This window comes from Sporosarcina sp. OR05, from assembly GCF_041414805.1.
GTDB classification, from domain to species: domain Bacteria; phylum Bacillota; class Bacilli; order Bacillales_A; family Planococcaceae; genus Sporosarcina; species Sporosarcina saromensis.
In genome coordinates this window covers 109,524-134,438 of sequence record NZ_JANKJL010000005.1, presented here as the reverse complement: position 1 = coordinate 134,438, position 24,915 = coordinate 109,524, and the positions used below count along the sequence as shown (strand labels likewise).

Genomic DNA, 24,915 nt, shown 5'->3' with positions numbered 1-24,915 from the left:
AACCCTTTGCATCACAACGTAAACCCATCGTATCACAACGTTACCCTCTCGTATCACAACGTAAACCCTTCGCATCACAACATAAACGCCTCGTATCACAACGTAAAACCTGCGCATCGCAACATAAACGTCTCGTATCACAACGTTACCCTCTCGTATCGCAACGCTCACGCCGTATCACAACGTAAACCCTGCGCATCGCAACATAAACGCCTCGCATCACAACGCTACCCTCTCGTATCGCAACGCTCACGCCGTATCACAACGTAAAACCTGCGCATCGCAACATAAACGCTTCGCATCGCAACGTTACCCTCTCGTATCGAAACGCTCTCGCTACGTCATAATAAACATAAACTACCTTACTCGGAACATAACCTATTCTCATCCAAGAAAAGAAGCAATCTAAATTTAAGATAAGAGGTTTTCCACCTAGTTATTTAGGCTAAAGAAGATTACTAGCATACATTTCCTTTCATTAAGGATTTCTGTAAGTTTGTATCATATAAGGGGGAGAAAATGCGTGATCCGTTTTGAGAATGTATCCAAGTCTTATGATGGCAATACACTTGTCGTTGACGCATTAAATTTAGAAATTTCGCGAGGTGAGTTTTTCGTTTTAATTGGACCGAGTGGATGTGGGAAAACGACGACGTTGAAAATGATTAATCGATTAATTCCGTTGACAGAAGGATTCATTACGATCGATGGGAAAAAAATTAGTGACTATCCAATCCATGAACTCCGATGGCGCATTGGTTATGTACTCCAACAGATTGCACTATTTCCACATATGTCGATCGAGGAAAATATTGCAATTGTGCCGGAGTTAAAGCAATGGAAGAAAGAACGAATTCAAGCACGTGTAGGAGAATTGCTCGAAATGGTTGGTTTGGAGCCTGAAACATACAGGCACCGCAAACCGAGTGAATTGTCTGGTGGGCAACAACAAAGAGTTGGCGTAATCCGAGCGCTTGCAGCAGATCCAGATATTATCTTGATGGATGAACCATTTAGTGCACTTGACCCGATTAGTCGATCCAAGTTTCAAGAAGATTTACTCCATCTTCAGAAAACGATTCAAAAAACGATTGTGTTCGTTACACACGATATCCAAGAAGCCTTGAAGCTAGGTGACCGTATTTGCGTGTTGAATGAGGGTGGAATTGAGCAAATTGGAACGCCTGAAGAAATTGTCAATTCACCTGCGACGCCATTCGTCCAACAATTTATAGAAAGTGGAAGCTCACCTTCTTTTGACATCGCCAAGCACCTTGAATCTATCCCCAATGAGGGCACACAATTACCGCATCTATCAATTGATGCTGCATGGAGTGAAGTGTTGGACTCAATGGTCACCTCTGACCGTGTCGCCGTTCAACAAGGAAATCAAATCGTCGGAACACTTACTAGAGAAGCGGTACTCCAATTTTTAGCGACAGAAGCTAAAGAAAAGGTGGGCCTATGATGAATACACTAATTACCGTGTTTCAGGATCGAAAAGAAGACTTATTAACGGCTTTCATTGAGCACATTCAAATCTCCTTAATTGCGCTTTTTTTTGCGGTACTGCTTTCAATTCCGATTGGCATTTATTTGACGCATAAAGAGCGAATCGCTGAAGCAGTCATTGGGGCAAGCGCGGTGTTGCAAACCATTCCATCACTTGCTTTGCTCGGCTTATTAATCCCTCTTTTCGGAATCGGGAAAGTCCCTGCAATTATTGCACTTGTGGCGTACGCACTCCTGCCAATCTTGCGCAATACATACACAGGTATAAAAGAAGTCGACCCATCCTTGAAGGAAGCTGCCACCGCAATGGGCATGAATCAGTGGAAACGTTTAGTAAAAGTTGAGCTTCCACTTGCATCACCTGTCATAATGGCGGGTATCCGCACGTCGATGGTGCTAATCGTTGGAACGACGACGCTTGCTGCACTCATCGGGGCTGGTGGGCTTGGTGATCTGATACTACTAGGGATTGACCGAAATAATACATCCTTAATTGTACTAGGAGCAGTTCCAGCTGCATTGCTAGCCCTTGCGTTTGATTTTTTATTGAAGAAGTTTGAAGGGATGTCCTTTAAGCGTGTTGCTGTTGCAGTGGCTACATTTTCCGCAGCTGCTTTGCTCATTCTTTTATTCCCGTTACTTTCAGGAAAATCAAACAATCACCTTGTCATAGGTGCAAAGTTAGGCGCAGAACCTGAAATTCTCATTAATATGTACAAACTACTTATTGAAGAGGAGTCAGATTTAACGGTTGAATTAAAACCTGGACTCGGAAAGACATCATTTGTTTTTAACGCATTGCAATCAAAAAGCATCGATATCTACCCTGAATTTACCGGAACAGCAATCGCTGAATTTCTAAAAGAAGAGGCCGTTAGCAATGATCGCAAGGAAGTTTATGAACAAGCACGTTCAGGGTTGGAAGATCAATTCAATCTACGCCTTCTAGAACCCATGGAATTTAACAATACGTATACACTCGCTGTCTCCAAGGCATTCCATGAGCAGTATGGCGTAACAAGCATTTCTGACTTACAAGCCGTACAAAATGCTGTCAAAGCTGGCTTTACGCTCGAGTTCAACGACCGGGAAGATGGCTACAGAGGCATTAAGAAATTGTACGGTTTCGATTTTCCATCCATTCAAACAATGGAACCAAAACTTCGCTACCAAGCAATTGAAACGGGTGCTATCAACGTCATGGATGCCTATTCAACGGATAGCGAATTACAAGAATATGAAATGGTCGTCCTCGAAGACGATAAAGAATTGTTCCCGCCTTATCAAGGGGCCCCTCTTCTACGTAAAGATACGCTCGAACAGCATCCAGAGTTGGAAGGCATCTTAAACAAATTGGCTGGAGTCGTTACAGATGATGAAATGAGAGAGATGAATTACAAAGTGAACGTCGAAGGGGCAAGTGCGGAAGAAGTAGCACGAAAGTTTCTCCATGCAAAAGGTTTATTAAAATAATAGAATTCGTTAATCAGTAATTGACAATATACTCGTGTAAACCGTATGAAATCTACGCCAGTTTCATACGGTTTTTTGCATTGATATCGTTGTTTGCCGTATCCTTCCCACCTTCTCGATTATAGATAGAGTTTATCCAAACAAAAATTTCAAAGTAATCCAGTAAAATAAGCCACTTCAAAAATTTTATTACCATTCCATAAACTTGCACCAAAAGTACTTGTTTATCTGTTACTTCTAAACCCGAAATAAGAAAAAAGTACTTGTTTAAAAAACAATTACTAATGTACTATTAAAAAAGCAACTAATATAGTCTTTATTAATATACAGAAATAGGAAGTAGGTAAGAGGTCATGTTAAGGAACTTTTTAAAGAAAAAGAATTCGAACTACTTATCAAGTACTGCCAGCATAGTCGATTTGTTAGTCGGCGCACCTTCCGATTCCCTAGTCATAGAAATAAATGAAAGTGGAGAGATCAACTCCGTCAAAGGAATATTAAAAGCAAATCCGTCTTATGATTATCACACTTTAATCGGTAAGTCTTTTAAAGATTTTATTCATCATGATGATATTGATCGTTTTGAAAATGTGTTTAAGCAAGTTCTTAACGGGCACATCCAACTTGCTGAAAATTTCTCACTCGTTTACGCAGATGTCATGCAATTGAACTTATCTTTTTTTCCAATTACCTCGGACGATCAAACGATTCAAGGTGTATGTTGTGTAGTGAAACAAATCGCTGTACCTAAAGCTACACCTCTCATTTCATACAATAAAATTAGTCCTTTTAACAGTAATTCTAAAGAGATTATCGGATTGCTGGACGAAGAGGGTGTCATTATGTATGAAAGCCAATCCACTCAACATTTACTTGGTTACGAAGTAGAACATGTAATTGGGGAGGAATTCGTTCAGTTTATACATGAAAATAACCGTAATGACTTTGCAAAAGTATTGAAGGATGTCCTGCAAAAACCGGAATGCCCAACGACTTTAGAACTTCTTTTTGTAGACAATAAAGGAGACTGGCATGACTACGAAGTCACGTTTACTAATTTCTTACATAATGAGGAAGTAGCCGGTATCCTCTATAACTGCCGGGAAATTACGGAGTATAAAAAACAGCAAGCGAAAATTCAGTACTTGTCGGCACACGATACGAATACAGGACTTCCAAACAGAAGAGCATTTGAAGAGCGCGTCGATTTAGAGATTAAACTCGCGACTACATTTAATACTTCATTTGCCGTTTTGTCTCTTAACCTTGAAGGTCATGAGTTTATAACAAATGTGGTCGATCATCGTCTTGGTGAAACATTTATCCAAGAAGTTGCTGTGCGTTTAAAGAACGAATTTAATCGTCATATTGAACTACTATCAGTGGCCAATGAAAATGGGTTCTTCATTCTTACTAAAAACTTATCAAATCCTGCTTCCATAGCAGATCTAGCGGAAAAGATCATTCAATTTTTAAAACGTCCCTTTGAATTTAATACCTATTGTCTCTACCTTACGCCTAAAGTTGGCATTAGCGTCTTCCCTCATACTGGACAAAATACGAACGAACTGATCATGAATGCAAAATCCGCGCTATTCTTAGCCGACAAAACTGGGACAGTATCGCATTTCTTCGACAGCTGATCTCAATGCGTTACATAAGCTATATGCGTTACGCAATGACTTACAATTCGCGCTTAAGAGAGACCAATTTAAAGTGTTTTATCAACCGATTTATCATACAAATACAAATCTCATCGAATGTGTGGAAGCCCTCATCCGGTGGGAACATCCCGAGCATGGTTACATAACGCCCAATGAGTTCATATACTTAGCAGAGCATTATGAACTTATTGATGAGATTGGCGCTTGGACGATACAAACAGTGATTCGTGATTTGGCTCGTTGGCACAATAAAGGATTCTTCGTAAGAGCTTCGATTAATGTTTCACTCAAGCAATTGAAAAATCCTGCTTTTCTCCAGGCAATTCATTCACAACTTCAAGAAGCAGATTTGGATGCAAAGTGGATTGATATTGAAATAACAGAAAACTACAAGCTAGATGATGAAGAAACACTTCAACGATTAATTGAATTACAAAGAAACGGTTTCTCGTTGTCCCTTGATGATTTCGGAACGGGGTATAATTCGTTAAGTAACCTGCAAGCGATTAAACCGAACAAAATTAAACTTGACCAACTATTCATTAAAGAGCTGCTTACGAATAAAGGTTCAAAAAGCATTATCTCTTCAGTCATGCAAATGGCCAAAGAGCTAGACGTTGTTGTTATTGCAGAAGGTATTGAAAAAGAGGAACAAAAGGATATCCTAATTGACTTACATTGTGATTATTTACAAGGCTTCCTATTCAGCAGACCTGTTACAAGCAGTAACGTAGAAAAATTATTGGAGCGGCAATGGAAACCTGAAGAAACCCAACATTCAGGCCGTGAAAATAGAAAATATTTCAGATTAGATTTTGCATATCCTTTAGAAGCCCAAATGACAATATCGGAAATGAACGGCAAAAAAGTTGAAGTAAGTAAGGCGACAATATTAGTAAAAAATATCGGAGCTGGCGGATTGTTATTCGTATCAGACATTAAGTTGCCGACAGAAGTAGATTTTGTCTTCCAATTTGATGTAAAGATTTTGGATGAAATCCACTCACTTCGAGGAACGATTGCGCATCATACTTTCAATAACGACCTGCACTATTACGGTGTACAGTTCATCATGACGGAAATCCAGCGCAATAAATGTATTAGTGTTCTAAATAAAATGCAAGTCATGCTCCAAAAGTCAAACTCGCTTCCAAATCATCCGTTCGTATTTGATCAAATGCAGACGTTCTTTAATGGAAGACGTAAAAAGATGAGCGCTGCATCGCCATCCAAAGTATCGATGTAACGCTAGATTGAACACTCTCGCTGACAGGCAGAGTGTTCTTTTTCATTTCATTGATAAGTAGGTATTACCTCCAGTCACTTCATCAATTTTTCCATACGTTACAATAAGGGTTTACAAATTAACATAGCGTACACCAACTATACAGATTTTCAACAGGAGGTTAAGAAATGGACAAGAACACGAATAGAAAAAGCAAGCCCAATTTTCTCATATTGATGGTGGACCAACAAAGGTTTCCTTCTGCCTATGACAACAACGAACTAAAGAGATGGAGAAGAGAGAATTTACGAACTGAACGGCTACTGCTTCGTAATGGAATGGAATTTCTGAATCATTATGCTGGTAGTTCAGCTTGTTCACCGAGCCGGACGACCCTTTACACGGGACAATATCCTTCTCTTCACGGTGTATCACAAACGAGTGGAGCTGCAAAAACAAGTTTTGACCCTGACATGTTTTGGTTGGATCAAAACAGTGTGCCGACAATGGGAGACTATTTCAAGGCAGCAGGCTATCAAACATTTTGGAAAGGTAAATGGCATGCTTCAGAAGAAGATATTCTTATTCCCGGTACAAAAAACTCTTTGCCTAGCTACACGTCAACAGGGTTGCCCGATAAAGAGAACGTCAACTACTATCTTCAAGCGAATCGCTTAGGCGCATACGGTTTCGACGGGTGGGTCGGGCCTGAACCACATGGATCTGCTCCGCGCAACTCCGCATCCTCAGCTGCAATCGGTCTAAGCGGTCGGGATGTTGTCTATGCAGCAGAAACTGTTCAACTTATCCAGTCACTAGAAAAACAATCGCACGAAGATGCGTCTGATGCATCACCATGGTTCATCATGTCTTCATTTGTAAATCCACACGACATTGCGTTGTTTGGTGCATTTACCGAACAAAGTCCGTTATTTAAGTTTACCGTCGATCCTTCCGTCCCTTTTATCCCCCCTGCTCCAACAGCTACAGAATCTCTTGACACAAAACCATCAGCCCAAGCGAGCTACCGTATTGTTTACCAACAAGCATTCCAACCTTTACGCGATACATTATTTTATCGCCAATTGTATTATTCACTTCAAAAGCAAGTCGACCAAGAAATGTTGAAAGTTTTTAATGCATTGCGGAGATCTTCGTTCTACGAAAACACGATTGTACTATTTTTGTCCGATCATGGAGAATTATTAGGCACGCATGGTGGCCTCTTTCAGAAATGGTACAACACATATGAAGAATCCATTCATGTCCCGTTCATCATCCATTCTCCACAGTTGTTCAACCAACGGAAAACCACCGATATGCTGACGAGTCATGTCGATGTGTTACCGACAATGTTAGGACTTGCGGGCATTCATGCAGAAGAAGTCCAAAAGCAATTGCGTTCTAGTTTCACTGAAGTACACCCTTTCGTTGGAAGGGATCTATCTCCTCTATTACGAGGTGAGGAAGAATTCTTTCGTGCAAATGAACCCCTATACTTCATGACAGATGATGACGTCACAAAAGGACTGAACCAAGTTACAGTTTCAGGGCAACCCTACGAAGCAGTCATTCAACCTAATCATATCGAAGCCATCATTACGCGATTGCCTACTGGTAAGGATAAGGCAGACGAGATATGGAAGTTTTCAAGGTACTACGATAATCCACAATTTTGGAGTAATCCCGGCTGTGAAGATACTGTAACTGTACAAAGTTCGCCTGTTCAATCAGGAACAAAGACAGAAAGTGCAGTCTGTGTGACAACGACAAAACGGTGTCCGCTGCCTGATGAATTTGAAATGTATAACCTAACGAGAGACCCATTTGAAGAAAAGAATCTTGCCAATCCCGCCTTTCAAACTCCTGAATCGTTGGTGTTACAACCACTTCTTCTTGCTGCACTTCAAGAACAATGCCGTCAAAAACGGTTATCTCCTACAAGCGGTGACGTACCCGGCATGCCGTCATGCAACTGCAGTGTAGAAGGCAGTCCATGTTGTCATGACTAATTAAGAATTCCAATATAAAAAGCATGATCCCGTCAAAAAGAAACGGTCTCATGCTTTTTCATCCCTTATTTATTGCACCGTATACCCACCATCCAACACAACCGCTTGCCCTGTTATTCCTTTTGCACTGTCACTCGCTAAATACAATGCAAGATCGGCAATTTCACTTACGTCGAGCAAACGCTTTTGAGGCACTAACGGATAAATGACTTCTTCTAATACAGACGCCAATGGTACATTCCTGACACTTGCTAAGTCTTCCAACTGATTACGAACGAGAGGCGTATCCACATATCCTGGACAGATCGCATTCACCGTAATTCCGTCAGCTGCTGTTTCCAATGCCGCCACTTTCGTTAAACCAATTACCCCATGTTTGGATGAATTATACGCTGCTTTGCCTGCGAATCCGACAAGGCCGTTAATAGATGCCATGTTCAAGATCCGTCCAAATTGCTGCTTCTTCATATGCGGTAACACCAATTTCGTTGCAACAAACGGAGCAGTTAGCATAATCTTCACGAGCAACTCGAATTTTTCTGTTGGGAAATCTTCCAGCATCGCTACGTGCTGTAAACCTGCGTTATTTATGAGAATATCGATTCTACCAAAATGCTCAATCGCTTCATTTATTGCTTGCTGGATCTCCTCTTCTTTCGTAACATCACACTTTATGCCAATTGCATGTTCACCTAACATCGATGCAGACGCCTTTACCTTTTCCTCATTCAAATCAGTCAATACGACATGTGCACCCGCTTCAGAAAATGCTTTCGAAATTTCAAATCCTATCCCTTGTGCAGCGCCCGTTATAAAAAGCACTTTATCTTTTACCAATGTAATTCCTCCTCAACCAAACGACCGTGTCCCAACAAGTTTTATTAGATTCCTAATCCGAGTGAAAATAGAACGATTGCGATGATAACACCAATCACCGGAACTATCACTGTCACCGCACCCATTGCACCATATGCAGCACGATGTGTCTCTCCCGCAATCGATTGAATGGTCGTAACGACATACCCATTATGCGGCAATGAATCAAGCGCACCTGATGATATCGCAACAACGCGGTGAAGGGCTTCTGTATTTACACCCATATCCATGTAATGTGGAGCGATTAACGGCAAGGCGATAACTTGGCCGCCTGAAGCCGAACCTGTCATCCCTGCAATGACCGATACCGCAATTGCAGCACCTATTAGAGGAGACCCAGGAATATTTGTCATAATATCAACTGCACTTTGGAAAGCAGGAACCGCTTTCGCTACACCACCAAACCCTACAACTGCAGCTGTATTCCCAATTGCAACGATTGCGCCGAGAGTACCTGCAGAAATGGCTGCTCCATAGTTTTTCGAGTATTTTCTTCCTACGAAATACGTTGAGATAATTCCGCCTAGCAATGCGACTATTAAAGCAGACTGCGCCAACTTATCGTGGAAAATGAACGAAATGATTAATACAATCCCTAGAGGAATCATAGACAAAAAAGGATTCGGTAATGCTCGTTCTGTATCAAATGCAGGATCCGTCTTTCTGTCTTCGAAACGCTCTCCCTTATTCACAGCTTTTGTAATCATTCTTTTCAGCCACCAATACCCGAAGAACGCCATGAACAATCCAACGATAATACTTACTTCCCACCCTGCATACGCAGTTGTTCCTAAGTATTCAATTGGAATCCAGTTTTGAATTTCAGGTGAACCTGCAGAAGTCATTGTAAATGTAACCGATCCTAAAGCCAATGTAGCGGGAATAAATCGCCTTGGTAGGTTTGCTTGTTTAAACAAGGAAATTGCCATTGGATACACGGAAAATGCTACGACAAATAGACTCACGCCACCATACGTCAAAATTGCACATGCCATCACAATTGCCAGTACTGCGTATTTCATCCCTAACTTACTAACAGTCCATTTGGCAACCGCATCCGCTGCACCACTATCTTCCATCACTTTACCAAACACTGCTCCTAATAGGAACATTAAATACCACGATGCAATGAAACTCGTAAACCCCGTCATATAACTAGTTACAAAATTCGCTTCCCCTTCTGCCGCCAATTGAGGAAATAATGACATCCCGCTCATTAATGCCACGAAGAGTGCAGAGATGGGACCCGCAATTAGTATATTCATTCCTCTCATTGTCAACACAATGAGTAAAGCCAAACCTCCAACTAAACCAATCATTCCTAAAACGCCCATACCTCTTATCCCCCAGTCATTTATCTTACTTTACGTGCACGCTGTCTTTCACACCGTTGACGATCAATTCCGCTTCAGTTGAATCAATGACGTCTTGTACAGAAAATCCTTCGAATACTTCTCTTAAAACCAATCCTCGTTCCGTCACCTCAATGAAAGCTCGTTCCGTGATAATGACATCCACCACTCCTTTTCCAGTTAAAGGTAGTTCGCAAGCTTTTTTAATTTTAGGTGATCCGTCTTTCGCTACGTGATCCATAATAACGATGATTTTTTTGGCACCGTGAACAAGATCCATTGCCCCTCCCATTCCTTTAATCATCTTTCCTGGAATCATCCAATTCGCAAGATCACCCGTTTGAGACACTTCCATTGCGCCTAAAATCGCGACATCGATATGTCCTCCCCGAATCATCGCAAATGACTCTGCACTTGAAAAAAATGCTGAACCTGGAATCGTTGTAATGGTTTCTTTTCCTGCATTGATCAACTCAGGATCCACTTCATCCTTCTCTGGATAAGGGCCGATTCCTAATAAGCCGTTTTCAGACTGCAGGATGACCGTTTTATCTTCTGCGATGAAATTGGCAACGAGCGTCGGCATGCCGATGCCTAAATTGACATAGTCGCCATGTTGAATCTCTTTTTCCGCTCGTTTTGCAATTCGTTCTCTATGTGTAAGTTCTCTCAATGATTTCACTCGCTTTCTTATGACGATGTTGTAACGAGACGCTCAATACGCTTTTCTTGTTTTGCCTGAAGGAGTCCTTGCACATAAATGCTTGGCGTATGGATGTGCGCTGGATTTAAAGAGCCTACCTCCACGATGTCTTCAACTTCTGCAATTGTGAATGTCCCTGCCGCTGCCATCATTGGATTAAAATTTTGAGCGGTTTTGTTGTACAGTAAATTGCCTATATGGTCTGCAGTAGCCGCTCTCACTAGCGCGTAGTCAGCAGTGAGTGCTTCCTCCAAGATATACTGCTTACCATTAAATGTACGCACTTCTTTGCCTTCAGCAATTGGCGTCCCAACTCCAGCCGGCGTGTAGAATGCTGGAATTCCTGCACCACCCGCCCGTATTTTTTCAGCCAAAGTACCTTGTGGCGTCAATTCAACTTCAATCTCACCTGCTAACACTTGACGTTCAAACTCTTTATTTTCACCTACATATGAACCAATCATCTTTTTGATTTGCTTATTCTTTAATAACAGGCCTAAACCCCAATCATCAACGCCGCAGTTGTTTGAAATGATCGTCAAATCTTTTACACCCGTTTCTACTAACGCAAGAATCAGTTGTTCAGGAATTCCGACCAAACCAAATCCACCAACCATGACGGAAGAACCATCTTTTATTTGTTGTACAGCTTCTCTTGCAGATGGATACACGATTTTCATATCTTCTTCTCCTATCATTTATGTCCAATTTATTAACGGTAAAGCGCTTTCATTCATTAAATCAGATAACAAAAAAACTTGCAAACCTTGTTTTAATAAGGTTTACAAGCTTTACCGACTGTCATTTGTCCGATTTGTCGGAATTAGAATCTACAAATCAATTACAATCAACACTATTTTTTCCGGATAATCGGACAACTTTCCGAAATAGCGGAAAATAGGTCATAACTCATATTTTTTTAATTTCTCATAAAATGTACTTTTACTTAAACCTAGGACGGCCGCTGCCTCTCTCTTATTTGTACAAACTTGGAGTGTTTCGCTTAAAATTTTCTTCTCCACTTCTTCTAGTGACTCCGCTAATGTTCTTGAACTTGGTGAATAATAATGAATTTGTTGTTTCACTTGAGGGGGAAGGGCGTCCGGATAGATGGTTTCACCGTTTGTTAAGTAAACAGCTGCTTGAATGACATTTTGCAGTTCACGAATATTGCCTGGCCAGTGATAGGAATGAAGAACACGTAATGTCTCTTCAGCAAACACCATATTTCTTTTTCCAGCTTTACTAATTGCCTCATGAAACATGAAACTCGTAATTTCAGAGAAGTCTTCCATTCGTTCTCGTAACGGTGGAATACGCAGTGTAATCGCTTGAATTCGATAATACAAATCTTTTCGGAATTGGCCTACTTCTATTAACTCGGTTAACGGCTGATTCGTCGAGCAGATAAGACGGATGTTCACCTTTTCTGTTTTATGTGAATGGACCGATTCCACTTCACCATCATTCAACAAGCGTAATAATTTCACTTGTACAGGCAGTGGCAAGCTCCCGATATCATCCAAAAACAACGTTCCACCATTCACAAGATGGATTCTTCCCTGTCTCTCAGTAGACGTTGCTGATCTCCCTTGTCCAAATAATTCAACTTCCAACAAGTCAGCTGGAATGGCAGCACAATTCACTTTAATAAGTGGTTTATCTGAACGGTCCGACAAATAATGGATGCTTTGTGCAAACATTTCTTTCCCAGTACCGCTTTCACCTTGCAATAATACCGGCAAATCGCTTGGCGCAATCATTTGTATCGTTTCTTTTATCGACCGTATCGCTTGTGATGATCCTTTAATGTCACCTAACCGATATTGGTTCTCCTCTGTTGGCATTGCATGGACATTAATCTTTTCCAATGTTTGTTTGACATGCGAACTGAGATGATGCCAATCGTGCAAGTCGCGGAAAACAACACTGCCGAATGCCCCAACGATTTCACCATTCACTTTGATAGGGATTCGGTTGGCTAACATATACGTGCCCTTTATGTAATGAGCTGATGCAATGTGTTCTTCGCCGGATTGTACAACCTCATGCATTCGCGTGTTTTCAATTACTTCATTGACTGGTTTCCCCATCGCATCCTCTCTTTTAATTTCTAAAAACTTGCAGTAATCCTCGTTTATATAAGTGATGTTAGACTCTTTATCCACAACGACAAACCATTGAAAAGCAGTTTCTAATATTTGTGCTAACACGTATTCTGGTAGATTGATCTTTTCAAGTTTCAAGAAAAACCCTCCATTCCCAAGAGCTATTGTCTACTTTTAGTCGACCCAAATATGCTTCACTCATATCATACACGATAGAGACTCTCTTTTTACAATCCGAACTTAGATGACCTCAAGCCTATACATAGAAAAAGCCATACAAACCAAGTGTTCATTCCTTGAATTTGTATAGCTTTTCCAACATCCTGTATTCAATTAATCACAACGTACATGATTCCCATTGCAGACTTATCTTCGCCGTTAAAATTGCACAGATAGCCTATTCTCTTTTTCATCTTGGATTTCTACTAACTGTTTGTACAATTCATTATGCTTATAGAGCTCTTTATGCGTACCGGCATCAGATACAGCCCCTCGATCAATAACAATTATCTGATCTGCATCCTTAATGAGATCCATGTCATGGGCAACGATGACAGTCGTTCGATCTTTCATTAATTGTTTTAATGCCTTCACGACTGCATGTTCTGAACGCGCGTCCAAGCTAGCTGTTGCTTCATCAAGTAAAAGAATGGGTGCATTTTTGATGAACGCGCGTGCAATGGCAATCCGTTGTCTTTGGCCACCTGAAAGTTTCGTGCCAAATTCCCCGACTTCTGTTTCAAATCCATCTGGAAACTGTTCGATGAAATCCAATGCGTTTGCTTGAACGGCTGCTTGACGGATATCTTCCTCACTTGCTTCAAATGGCAAACCATACGTGATATTGTCTCGTATCGTCCCAGACAACAATGGACTTGCTTGAGAGACATAAGCAATCGCTTCACGCCACTCATCTACGTGAATGTTCTCCGCTGGCGTATTGCCTATCATAATCCGACCCACACGCGGCTCATAAAAGCGCTCCAGTAAATTAAGAATTGTCGACTTCCCACATCCACTCGGCCCCACTAATGCAGTCACTTTACCTGCCGGAATGGTTACATTCAAGTTGTTCAGGATTGTTCGCTCACTGTACCCGAAAGAGACATTTTGCAGACTCAGATCATTGTGTACGTCATTTGCCATTGACTGTTGCCTTTTCAGCTCTTCGTCTTCACCTTCTACAATGTGAGCAATGTTTTCTGTGGCCCCTCTTGCTTGTTTAAGTGATTGCCACAAAATCCCGTATTTTAAAACGTTGTTATGAATGAAATTTACATACATATAAAAGCCAATTAAACTACTTACGCGTAATTCACCGTTTTGTACGAGTATTCCTCCGTAAATTAGAACGGTACCGACAACACTCGCTTGCGTGCTTTGCATGAGCGGTTCTGCAAACAAGTCGACAATCGCTCGTTTCTTTTCCGCTGTATAATGTTTTAATAAAACTTCTTCGCCTTGCTCAATTTCTTCCTCTTCTTTTCCGAATGATTTCACAAGACGCATTCTTTGTAGTCTTTCCGCAAAAAATGCTGTAATTCCTGCGAATCTTGCTTGCACACCGAGTTGCGTTTTTTGCGTGTAATGCCCGACGACAGCAGTAACAATTAACATATATGGGACAACAAGAAGTAGAGCTAGCGTCAATTTAACGTTCATGTTATACATAATGACAATTGATGAAATCAATGTAAATGTCGCGAGAATCGCCGTTTTCAAGTTACGAACCACAACATCTATACACCCCGGGTCAACGGTAATTCGACTAATTAATTGTTGTGACGGTTGTTTATGATAACGAGGTATTGTCATATGCATGAGCTTTGTCCAAACGGTTTTCTGGATATTTCTTTTAGCGATTGGTCCTGCTATCGCACCCATCAATGCCGATCCTGCTGCGAGGATAACACCCGCTACCCCAATTAGGATATAAGTCGTTACAATTTTATTATCAAAGATGTTTCCATCGATAATTTCCATTGTGTATTGAGGTAGGATGAGGCCAATTCCTGCTCCTCCAAACCCGATGACTAAACCGATAATATAGAGTCCCCATGGCAATTTCGACTTTTTAACAAGTCTAAAAAACGGTTTCCATCCGCGCTGATTCTGTTCGTCCATGAAATTTCCTCCTTCTCTTTTACATGATTATTGCGCAGATGGCTTTTGATGCAAGCGGACAAATTCTTGATACAGCTCATTCGTTTGCAAAAGTTGTTCATGCGTTCCTGTTCCATTTACTTTTCCTTCATTAATGAGAATGATTTGATCAGCATCTTTTACATTGGACAAATCATGCGAAATGATAACAGCAGTGCATTGCGACGCTAATTTATCAATCGCTTCTTTTACGAATTTTTCTGCTTTACTATCTAAACTCGCGGTCGCTTCATCCAATAGAAGAATTTCAGCATCCCGCAAAAATGCTCTCGCAATCGCGATTCGTTGCCGTTGTCCTCCAGACAAGTTGGAACCCGCTTCTCCTACATACGTATCAAAACCAAACTCCAATTCTTCAATGAATTGCAGGGCATTTGCTTTCTCAGCCGCTTCAACAATTTCTTGGTCGCTCACTTTACGTTTGACACCATACAACATATTTTCTCGCACAGTTCCTGAAATCATCGAACTGTCTTGGTCAACAACAGAAAACAGATTACGCCAGCTATGAAGTGTGTATTCTGAAACAGGCGTTTCACCAACTTGTATGGAACCTTTTTGAGGGGAGTAAAATTGTTGCAACAATGCCAACACTGTTGATTTACCACTACCACTCGGTCCAACAATTGCCGTCTTTTTACCTTTAGGAATGGTAAAATTCAGTTCAGTAAAAACCTCTTTTTCCCCATAGCCAAACGCGACGTCAGTAAATGTGATATCACCTGTAAGCTTATCCGTTGGAATACCATGGTCGTACTCTTCCAGCTCATTATCCATAAGTTGTGCAATTCGTGTCGTAGCCCCTTGGCTATTTTTCAGTTCAATATACACCATGAAGTAGACACCAATCGTTCCGGAAAGCATGCCGACATACAAGAAAAATCCAACCCATTCTGTCATTTCAATCATGCCAGCTTTTAGTAGATAGACACCATAGCCAATCACAATTAAGTTTTGAAGAATCCCTAAAACTCCATTTACCGGGTTTTCAATCCAATTGACAATTGAGCGTTTTAAGTTTGCTTTATAGTAATACTGTAAATTTTGTTGTCCACGCAAATCCTCTTTTGATTCTGTGACAAATGTTTTAATTAACGGTACACTCATTAGCAATTCTGATAAAAACGATGTTAGCTTCGAAAGTCTGTTAAATGTCATTCGATTGACGCGATAGCTCCACTTTCCGTAATAAACCGTAAACAGGATATTAATCGGTATGTAAAGTAAAACTGCAACGGACAATCGCCAATCATATGTAAACAAAACTGCAATGACGCCAACTGTCGTGTAAACGGTTGCCAAAGTGGACGGCAACCATGTGCCAAGCACTGAACTGATTGTCGCTGAATCTGTTGTTATTCGGCTAATCATCTCAGTCGGTTTTACATTGTCGAACATGCCCATTGGGGATTTCATGAGACGTCTCCAAATTAACGAACGGTAACGGACGTCAATTTTGAAGTTCAGCAAGTTATTCATGTACCGGACGACTCCCCCCATGATCGTCCCTAATACGATAACTGCTACTGCCCCATAAACGACATTTGGTTCAATAACCCCAGTCATTATTTTTGATGAATACCCTGGTAGCATAAGCGTTAGTTGTGCTTGCCCGATCCAAACGGCAATGACGATTAGCATCCATACCCATGGAATTTTCGCTTTAAAGATTAGTTTAAAATAAGATTTCCAAATTCCACGTTCTTCATCTTGACCTTTCGCAAAGATTGCATCTGTTTTATCAGATTTCGATACCATTTCGGTCCCTCCTTAAAGTACATTCCTATGTATAAAAACGTTTTGTCGCATCCACTTATTTTACTTTTCTGTCAATTTATCAGATAAAGAACTGGAAAGAACTCGTAAAGGGGAGCACGAGTCCCTTCCTTGCTAAGCTAGCATTCAATTTTTGAAATGAATGCGACGAATAATTCGCGGTCCATGTTCCCTAAACTTGCGATTGGCGGTTTACCTGGAACAAATAGCATGGTCGTCGGAAATCCGATGACATCATATTTTTTTAATAGCTCGTTCGTTCCACTAAACACATCTTCTATCTCTACATGATAGTTTTTAAAGGCGATTTTTCCCTTATACTCCTCGGCCAATTTCAAACAAACTGGCTCCATGACCGTCCAAGGTTCACAGTCGTCAATTGAGAAGAGTAGAACAACAGGCAAATCGCACTGAAGTACCTCTTTTTCAAAGTTCTCAGGTGTCACATTTGTAAACACTGTCATGAGGACCCTCCATTTAGTAATGACTTATATTCGCTCAATTTCATATGTCGATGTACTAATTTTTAGATTATAGGCAATTAGGCGATTCTACAATAGCAGTTGCACATATCATCCAATCTTGTGCACATACGGTACATTTTTATGTTTATTGCAATTTGAATAAATGGCGTACGAAAAAATTGTTTACTTCACTACATAATGCGGGCGCATCGCAACGTTACACTCTTTAACAGTTTTCTCTTTCTCGTCTCATTTCGCAACATAGAAATCTTGGACCGCTTCTCCATTTCAGTCATCAAGCCAACCAATAGCATGTCCTTTTTAGGGCAAGTACATAGAAATTGGAGCAAAAATACCAAAATGCAAATAAGGCCACTATCTACATACGGTAGCGACTTTTCCATACTTCTCCACCTTATTTTTTCCCCACTTTTTACTTGTATTTTCAAAAAAACATTCGTGATAAATTGAGATGTACTAAATTATAAGTTTGATTAGTAACAGGAGGAAAAGTAAATGTTTAAGAGTTTTAAGAAGTTTTTTGTTACTAGCTTAGTAGCAATTTTGGCTTTATCTGCCATTGCCCCCTCCGCATCAGCCGCGGAACACCAATTTATCGATGTAAATTCAAATTATGATGAGGCCGTAAGTTTCTTATTTGAATTTGATTTAATCAAAGGGAAAACAACTACTTCGTTTGGTACAGATTTAAACCTAACTAGAGGAGATGCTGCGGTCATCTTAGCAAACGTGCTTGGACTAGATGTGGAAAATGCACCTTCCGCTGGTTTTAAAGATTTAAACTCACGTGTCAAAGGTGCAGTAAACGCACTAACAGAAGCAAAAATTATTTCTGGAGTTACGAAAGACGAGTTCCGTCCGGATCTTCTACTAAGCCGTGGAGCGATGGCCAAATTCTTGAACCTTGGATTCGGTTTAGAAAATTATGCTGAAACAACACCTTTTACAGATGCAGTAGGGGTATTCACACCTCATATTGAAGCTTTATATGGTACAGGAATTACAAACGGGAAGACGCCAACTACATTTGGTACGAATGATAATATCAAACGTGGTGAGTTCGCTAACCTTCTTTACAACACCATCTTGTTTTCCATCTATTTGCCATTTGCTGAATCAGCAACTATTTTGAGTCCAACAACTTTAGAGATTAAAATGGAAGAAGCGGCACCTAAAGAATTAACTGCTGCTGACATTGCTGATATGTTCTACATCGAAGCGTATTTTAAAGATGGTTCAGTAAAGGAATTAGAAAAAGTTGATAGCTCTCTATCTGCAGATCGTATTACATTGACGATTGAATTTTCTGTTAACAGTTCTTTGGAAGGGAAAAAAGGCAAAATTGAAATTGATGGAATAAATGAAATCGATTTTGACTTTACAACACCAGCTGTGCAACCAGTAGAAACTGAATAAAAATGAAACTCATCCTCCGATAGATCTGGGGGATGAGTTTTCTTGTTTTCGGTCATGAAATTCATGACAAGATGTACGATTTGAACGCCAATGTACATCGCCTCACAAATTTTTTCACCTTTCATAATCTAACCGTTAGTTAGCATGAATAGCTGTCACATAAAAGAGCCCGCCATTTATAATTTCAATTACTATTTTCGGACTATATTGCTCCTCCATTGCTTTTTTCTCTACTTCGTAGCTTTCAGGGCGATGTTCTAAACCTTCATAAAAATACTCAAGCACCCGTTGATCCTTCTTCCAACGATTAGTTGCTTCGTCAATCCATTGATGATCATCCTGCTTGATTAAATCAATAATCATTCCTTCGAGACGGCCTAATGCACGAAGTGGCTTAATCGTATACGGCAAGTTGAATGTATGCGCAGACATTTCTACATCGAATTCCCTGTTCTCTACACTTTCTTGAAAACCATCAATTATTTGCCCTGTCATTAAGTTCATTCCTAACGAAAAAAGGGTTTCTTTCGTTTGGTCGCTGGCGTATGTAACTTTAAAATTCACGCCTAGCCATGGTGTTAAAATTGTTTTTGTCCTGTCGTTAACCCGAACTTTCTCAAAGAGATGTACAATCGAACCTTGCTGCTTAGTCACATTGAATACTTGATTGAGCCGATAGGAACCGAAATGAACAACTTCCCCTCGTACATCTTCACGTACATTTGTCGTATCCGTAATGAATGTGAGTTGTGCTGGACAAGGGACTGCACCCGTTGTCTCAACATATTGCCAGTAAAATGGACGATTCATCATTTTTTTATCCATTTCAATTGTCAATTGAACACGCATAAAATTCCCCGCATCCTCGGTAATCACACATTGGTTTTCTTGGAAAAATCGATGCAAGTATGCATGGATTTGCTGAGGGTACATGGAGAGCCTCCGTTTCAAATGGATAGTTTGTATGAAGTAAGAATTGCATCTAATTCTCCTACAACTTTTTCGAACACGTCAATTTTCGTATGCAATAAGTCTACAATATGATCATCAATTGTATCCTGAATTGCTAAGTTATAAATATGGACATCATTCGCCTGTCCCAACCGATGAACACGGCCAATACGTTGTTCCAATTTCATCGGATTCCATGGCAAGTCGTAGTTAATGACGTATCGGCAAAATTGCAAGTTGATGCCTTCACTTCCTGATTCCGTAGCAATCAACACTTGGGCATTCTGTTGAAACAGCTGTTTCATCCAGTCCCGTTTACTTTTACTGAACTTCCCGTTGAATAAAACACTCGTAATCCCTTTTTCATATAAATAAGCTTGCAAGAAATTTTGCGTCGCTCGGTATTCAGTAAAAATGATCACTTTATCATTTGCTTGTTGAATGAGTTCAAACGTCTTTTCTGCTTTCGCATGTAATTGAAGAGCTGCTAGCTTTTCAACAATTTGATCGATTGCTTGCAAGTCTTCATGGCGTGTACATTTTTCACGCATTTTCATTAACGTGTATTGAACGGCTTCCTTACTACTACACATTTCTCGTTGGAGTGTAATAATTGAAAAGGCGTCAGAGAACAAAGATGAATTCGTCTTTAAGTGCGTAATCATACTGTAAATGTCTTTTTCGATGTCCGAAAACGTTATTGGAATAATGGCAACATGTCGGTCTGGCCACGCAATCCCTGTTGCCTCTCTTGTATTTCGCACCATCACCTGATTGACCAATTCTTTTAAGAACTCTTCATGCTCTACATCATGTTTGCTTGCTGAAAAAGCGGTTCGAAATGTTTCATAATTCCCAAGGTGGCCAGGTTTCAATAACGTGATTAAATAGAACAGTTCAAACACATCATTTTGAATAGGCGTAGCTGTTAATAGCAAGCAAAACTTTTTCTTTAATTGTTGAACAAATTCATAGTTCTTTGTTTGATGATTTTTTAATTTATGTGCTTCATCAACAATGATTAAATCAAAGTTTTGTTCATAAATCTTTTCTTTATGTGGACTCCTTTTTGCCATATCAATACTAGTGACAACAATATCACATAAGCTTAAGTCATATTTTTTATTGTATTGCATAGCTGGGATATGAAATTTCCGATTCAATTCATCAATCCATTGGTTTACAAGTGACGCAGGCGCTAATATAAGTGCTTTTTTCACAAGTCCCCGCACTAAGTACTCTTTTAAAATGAGACCGGCTTCAATGGTCTTCCCAAGTCCGACTTCATCTGCCAAAATCGCTTTTCCATTCATCCGTTCGATAACGGTTTCAGCTACTTCCAATTGATGTTTAAACGGTTGTAGATGTGGCAAGAATTTTGGACATTGCAAACCATGAAAGTCCTTTATTAGCGATGTTTTAACAACATTATATGCCATTTTGTATAGGGTCCAGCTATCTGATTTTGCTCCATTCACCAACCGTTCACTAAACTGATCTTTCCATTCAGACGATCGTACAATTAACATAAACATCCCCTCAGCAATTGTTATCATTTGTCCACTAACGATTTCACTTAGAATGTCCACAAATACTGTTCCTATGTTTTATTTTTAAAATCGCTATAAGAAATTGTTGAATTTATGCATAAATAATTACCTACCACTCGCACACACTACAACGTGTACCCATTACAGTAGAAAGGTGGCGCAAAACATTGTCTAGAATTTTACCGACACCCGACGACTCCGCAAATGACGTGGAACGGTTGAAGAAAACCATTGATAATAAGCGGAAAGCGGAAGAGGCGATGAAATACGCAGAAGGTGCTGAGCTTGCTGCGATTCAAGAAAAGAACGAGCGTAGAGAAGAAGCAATGAAGAACTTCGGTAAATATTAGGTATGTTGCAACAGTGAATTCACACCTTCCATTATGTAGAAATGGAAGGTTTTTTTACTTAAATTAATAAAAATGTTGAGAATAATTATGTATTTATGCATTATATTTATTCCTTAAATAGGAATTAAAAAATATTTTCAAACCGCTAAACACTATTAAATCAACGTTTTTAATTATCTTTGATGAAAATAAATATTTATAGATGTTTTAAAAAATGTCTAGCGGCTATACAGTGGATGTAAGATCAAAACTACTAAACAAGGAGAGATTTGTATTATGGCACAAAACAACAACAATCAAAACAACCGTAGCAAAATGTCCCTTGAAGAAGCAGGTCGCAAAGGTGGAGAAGTAACAGCTCAAAACCATGATCGCGGATTTTACGAAGAGATCGGCCGCAAAGGCGGAGAAGCAACTGCACAAAATCATGACAGTAGTTTTTACGAAGAAATCGGTAAAAAAGGTGGCGAGGCAACTGCCCAAAACCATGATCGTTCGTTCTATGAAGAGATTGGTCAAAAAGGCGGAGAAGCTCGCGCGGAACAGAACAATAACTATAATTCCAATAACAACAACTCTAACAGAAATTCCTAAAACAGTTTAGCTAATCCCCCTACTAAACTGAATATTGGAGACAGGTAAAAGCGACAGTATTGTAGCTTTCACCTGTCTCTTTTTAGTCTATTGTTAGCCACTTGTGAATTTTTGTACTAAGTGATACCTATTGCATTTCAACAAGAAAGTCATTATACTACAATTATACTTTGAAAACCAAAACTGTTTATTTAGTTTTATTGCATAGGAGGAGGATACATGAAAGCTCGAATTATGAAAGCTTTCCTGGAGGAAATTCATGAGAAAAGCATGAAGTTCACAATGGATGATTTGGCAAAACGGCTCGGGATTAGTAAACGGACATTATACGAGCATTTTTCGTCTAAAACTGAAATTCTTGACGCGATTATTGATTCAACACTACAGGAATTTGACGAGAAAACAGCTGCAATCGTTCAGAACCCCCACTTGACGCTCATTGAGAAGATAAAATGCGCCATTACAGTTGTTCCAAAATACAATGACTTTTACAATTGGCAAATTCTTGAGCAAATGAAAAAGTCACATCCCGCCCAATGGCAACGCGTCCATACCGCAATTAATGAATGGGATGCATTACGGGAGTTAATTGAAGAAGGCATTCGACAAGGAGAAATTGTCGACCAAAATGTGCCTCTCCTCATGAAATTGATCATTGACGCCACGAATTCGACGCTTGACCGACAATTTTTCTTTGAAAATCGTATTACTGTTTCAGAAGCTTTGGATGCTATAGTGGATGTGCTGCTAAACGGTATCATTAGAAAGAACGTGTAGTAAAAGACCGACGAAATGAGCGGTTTTTTTTGCCGCCATAGGAAACCAATAAAACAAAATTAGTTTTATCGTTTCACCATTATATAGAAAGTGAGATGGAATTATGGACCTCCGCATATGCGAGGTTACCGCTGAAAATTGGATGCAAATCGCTTCCTTATCAGTGAATGACAATCAGAAAGATTTTATTGAAAGCAATTTATTTTCATTGGCACAATCAAAGTTTGAACCTGAATGGCAGTCTGTCGGCTTATATGATGGGCAAAACTTGTTGGGTATGCAATGCATGGAAGGGATCGGGTAAATGGTGAGGTTTGGTTAGACCGTTTCATGATTGACCAGTCGTGCCAAGGTCAAGGCTACGCAAAACGATTCCTTATGCTTCTTCTTGAGGAAATGAAAAGAAATTATCAACCAGATGTGATTTTTCTTAGCGTCTCTCCTGGAAACGAAAAGGCGAAACATGTATATGAGCAACTAGGCTTTACGTTAAACGGAAAAATTGACGATGTCGGGGAATTCCCTTGTCTCATCATGGAACTAGTTATACAAAGGAGCACGACAACATGAGCACGACCTCAAACAAACTGAATCGACTGGATACTGAACCAGTTGGTCGGATATTTTTACGCTATTTAATTCCTTCCATGATTGGAATGGCGTTAATGGCGGCGAATATTGTCGCGGATGGCATTATGGTTGGGAATCGATTAGGTGCAGAAGCACTTGCAGGTGTAGGTATCGCATCCCCCGTCTACACGCTCTTTTTTGCCATTTCGTTATGGATTGGGATTGGCGCTGCGACAAAATATTCTCATGCAATGGGTGAAAAGAAAATTCGAGAAAGCCGTATTGTCTTTACACATGCTCTGCTCTCCATTTTTGTCTTTACAATTGTTATTGGGTTGTTAGCATTTACTTTCCGAAATCCCCTTGCATTTGCACTTGGGGCAAATGCTTCAACGCTTCCGTATGTCGCCGATTATTTACACGTCATTTTGCTGTTCGGTTTTATATTCACGGTTGAAAACACTTTTAGCGTGTTCGTCAGAAACGATGGTGCACCAACTCTGGCCATGACAGGGTTAGTCGTAACTTCTGTCGTCAACATCGTGCTGAATTACATCTTTTTATATGTATTCGATTTTGGTGTCAGTGGAGCTGCATTTGCAACAATTCTTGCATCGTTTTTAGGAATGCTCGTTTTGGCTACGCACTTTTTCAGAAAATCGAATAACTTGAAACTCGTACGATGTGCGTTCAATAAAAAGCTATTTGTAGCTATTATCGTAATTGGTTTTCCAAGCTTTCTAGCCGAAGTCGGCATCTCGGTTTTCACCATTTCTCATAATATCGCCTTTGAACGGGCGGCCGGAACAGAAGGTGTCGCCGCCTTCTCCATATTGAACTACGTCCATGGCGTCATGCTTATGCTCTTTCTTGGAATGGGCGGAGCAATTCAGCCACTCATCAGTTATTACCATGGAGCTGAAAACGCCAAACGAATGCGTTCGACAGTCCTCTATGCTACAGCAACTGTCGTTGTTGCAGGCATTGTATTTTTCTCTATTGGTCAATTTGCCGCAGAACCAATCGTTTCGATTTTTGGTGACTTCCCTGAAGCAGTTACTTCTCTTGCTGTCACGGGCATCCAATTATTTTTCATTGCCTATCTATTTACGGGCACAAACTTCGTTATGATGACTTATTACCAATCCGTCGGCAATGTCCGTATTGCAACCATGATGACCGCATCACGAGAAATCATCGTTATGCTCATCTTCCTTCTCATATTGCCGCCCCTCTTCGGACTCAACGGCATATGGCTAGCTATCCCTGCATCAGAATTCCTCGTTTTTGCGAGTGTATTCATCTATCAAATGACCACAGGCAGGAAGAAATAACTAATTTTAAGGTGCCAGCCCCCA

At 40.2% G+C, this 24,915-nt stretch carries 20 protein-coding genes and 1 pseudogene; 11 read left to right on the top strand and 10 right to left on the bottom strand.

Features of this window, described 5'->3' with window-relative positions:
* Positions 1-523: 523 nt before the first annotated feature.
* The 5 genes from NRI27_RS10260 (at position 524) to NRI27_RS10240 (ending at position 7,886) form a co-directional block, all read left to right on the top strand.
* The gene (locus tag NRI27_RS10260; RefSeq protein WP_371390597.1) at positions 524-1,468 is read left to right on the top strand and encodes an ABC transporter ATP-binding protein; all 945 of its coding nucleotides are present in this window, start codon (positions 524-526) and stop codon (positions 1,466-1,468) included.
* Positions 1,468-2,985, top strand: a complete 1,518-nt coding sequence (gene opuFB / locus NRI27_RS10255) for an osmoprotectant update ABC transporter permease/substrate-binding subunit OpuFB (RefSeq protein ID WP_371390596.1) — start codon at positions 1,468-1,470, stop codon at positions 2,983-2,985. Before NRI27_RS10260 ends, opuFB begins: the two co-directional genes overlap by 1 nt.
* Positions 2,986-3,338: 353 nt before the next feature.
* Complete coding sequence (locus tag NRI27_RS10250) at positions 3,339-4,628, top strand: diguanylate cyclase domain-containing protein (RefSeq protein ID WP_371390595.1); 1,290 nt, start codon at positions 3,339-3,341, stop codon at positions 4,626-4,628.
* A complete protein-coding gene (locus tag NRI27_RS10245; protein ID WP_371390654.1) occupies positions 4,597-5,895 on the top strand; it encodes an EAL domain-containing protein in 1,299 nt (432 codons plus the stop codon). The genes NRI27_RS10250 and NRI27_RS10245 overlap by 32 nt, the downstream gene beginning before the upstream one ends.
* A gap of 167 nt (positions 5,896-6,062) precedes the next feature.
* A complete protein-coding gene (locus NRI27_RS10240; protein ID WP_371390593.1) occupies positions 6,063-7,886 on the top strand; it encodes a sulfatase family protein in 1,824 nt (607 codons plus the stop codon).
* A gap of 69 nt (positions 7,887-7,955) precedes the next feature.
* Here NRI27_RS10240 and NRI27_RS10235 read toward each other — a convergent pair whose 3' ends face one another.
* The 8 genes from NRI27_RS10235 to NRI27_RS10200 form a co-directional block, all read right to left on the bottom strand.
* Entirely contained in the window at positions 7,956-8,723 is a 768-nt protein-coding gene (locus tag NRI27_RS10235; RefSeq protein WP_371390592.1) for a 3-hydroxybutyrate dehydrogenase, read from the bottom strand.
* A gap of 44 nt (positions 8,724-8,767) precedes the next feature.
* A complete protein-coding gene (locus NRI27_RS10230) occupies positions 8,768-10,096 on the bottom strand; it encodes a GntP family permease (protein WP_317945521.1) in 1,329 nt (442 codons plus the stop codon).
* A 25-nt stretch (positions 10,097-10,121) separates the two neighbouring features.
* Positions 10,122-10,787, bottom strand: coding sequence for a 3-oxoacid CoA-transferase subunit B (locus NRI27_RS10225; protein ID WP_371390591.1), 666 nt, complete (start codon positions 10,785-10,787; stop codon positions 10,122-10,124).
* Between the two features lie 17 nt (positions 10,788-10,804).
* Positions 10,805-11,497, bottom strand: a complete 693-nt coding sequence (locus NRI27_RS10220) for a CoA transferase subunit A (protein ID WP_371390590.1) — start codon at positions 11,495-11,497, stop codon at positions 10,805-10,807.
* A 222-nt stretch (positions 11,498-11,719) separates the two neighbouring features.
* Positions 11,720-13,063 (bottom strand): sigma-54 interaction domain-containing protein, encoded by a 1,344-nt coding sequence (locus NRI27_RS10215; RefSeq protein WP_371390589.1) that lies wholly within the window; start codon positions 13,061-13,063, stop codon positions 11,720-11,722.
* 240 nt (positions 13,064-13,303) lie between these two features.
* A complete protein-coding gene (locus NRI27_RS10210) occupies positions 13,304-15,049 on the bottom strand; it encodes an ABC transporter ATP-binding protein (protein WP_371390588.1) in 1,746 nt (581 codons plus the stop codon).
* A gap of 27 nt (positions 15,050-15,076) precedes the next feature.
* A complete protein-coding gene (locus NRI27_RS10205; RefSeq protein WP_371390587.1) occupies positions 15,077-16,846 on the bottom strand; it encodes an ABC transporter ATP-binding protein in 1,770 nt (589 codons plus the stop codon).
* A gap of 137 nt (positions 16,847-16,983) precedes the next feature.
* A complete protein-coding gene (locus NRI27_RS10200; protein ID WP_371390586.1) occupies positions 16,984-17,328 on the bottom strand; it encodes a thioredoxin family protein in 345 nt (114 codons plus the stop codon).
* Between the two features lie 516 nt (positions 17,329-17,844).
* Between NRI27_RS10200 and NRI27_RS10195 the strand changes: the two genes are divergently transcribed.
* Positions 17,845-18,765 carry an S-layer homology domain-containing protein gene (locus NRI27_RS10195; RefSeq protein WP_371390585.1) on the top strand — a complete coding sequence of 307 codons (921 nt, stop codon included), beginning with the start codon at positions 17,845-17,847 and terminating at the stop codon, positions 18,763-18,765.
* A 135-nt stretch (positions 18,766-18,900) separates the two neighbouring features.
* On the opposite strand, the gene NRI27_RS10190 is transcribed toward NRI27_RS10195, so the two are convergent.
* Both NRI27_RS10190 and NRI27_RS10185 read right to left on the bottom strand, forming a co-directional pair.
* Positions 18,901-19,698: a YqhG family protein gene (locus NRI27_RS10190; protein WP_371390584.1), complete on the bottom strand. Its 798-nt coding sequence runs from the start codon at positions 19,696-19,698 to the stop codon at positions 18,901-18,903.
* Between the two features lie 14 nt (positions 19,699-19,712).
* Positions 19,713-21,251 carry a DEAD/DEAH box helicase gene (locus NRI27_RS10185; protein ID WP_371390653.1) on the bottom strand — a complete coding sequence of 513 codons (1,539 nt, stop codon included), beginning with the start codon at positions 21,249-21,251 and terminating at the stop codon, positions 19,713-19,715.
* A 182-nt stretch (positions 21,252-21,433) separates the two neighbouring features.
* Between NRI27_RS10185 and NRI27_RS10180 the strand changes: the two genes are divergently transcribed.
* The 5 genes and pseudogenes from NRI27_RS10180 to NRI27_RS10160 all read left to right on the top strand — a co-directional run bounded on the left by NRI27_RS10180 (position 21,434) and on the right by NRI27_RS10160 (position 24,891).
* The gene (locus NRI27_RS10180; protein ID WP_317945540.1) at positions 21,434-21,616 is read left to right on the top strand and encodes a small, acid-soluble spore protein tlp; all 183 of its coding nucleotides are present in this window, start codon (positions 21,434-21,436) and stop codon (positions 21,614-21,616) included.
* Positions 21,617-21,892: 276 nt separating this feature from the next.
* Positions 21,893-22,210 (top strand): general stress protein, encoded by a 318-nt coding sequence (locus NRI27_RS10175; RefSeq protein WP_371390583.1) that lies wholly within the window; start codon positions 21,893-21,895, stop codon positions 22,208-22,210.
* A 219-nt stretch (positions 22,211-22,429) separates the two neighbouring features.
* On the top strand, positions 22,430-22,987 hold the full coding sequence (locus tag NRI27_RS10170) for a TetR/AcrR family transcriptional regulator (protein WP_371390582.1): 558 nt from the start codon (positions 22,430-22,432) through the stop codon (positions 22,985-22,987).
* 103 nt (positions 22,988-23,090) lie between these two features.
* A pseudogene (locus NRI27_RS10165) lies at positions 23,091-23,557 on the top strand (GNAT family N-acetyltransferase).
* A complete protein-coding gene (locus NRI27_RS10160; RefSeq protein WP_371390581.1) occupies positions 23,554-24,891 on the top strand; it encodes an MATE family efflux transporter in 1,338 nt (445 codons plus the stop codon). The pseudogene NRI27_RS10165 and the gene NRI27_RS10160 overlap by 4 nt, the downstream one beginning before the upstream one ends.
* The last annotated feature ends 24 nt before the right edge of the window (positions 24,892-24,915 follow it).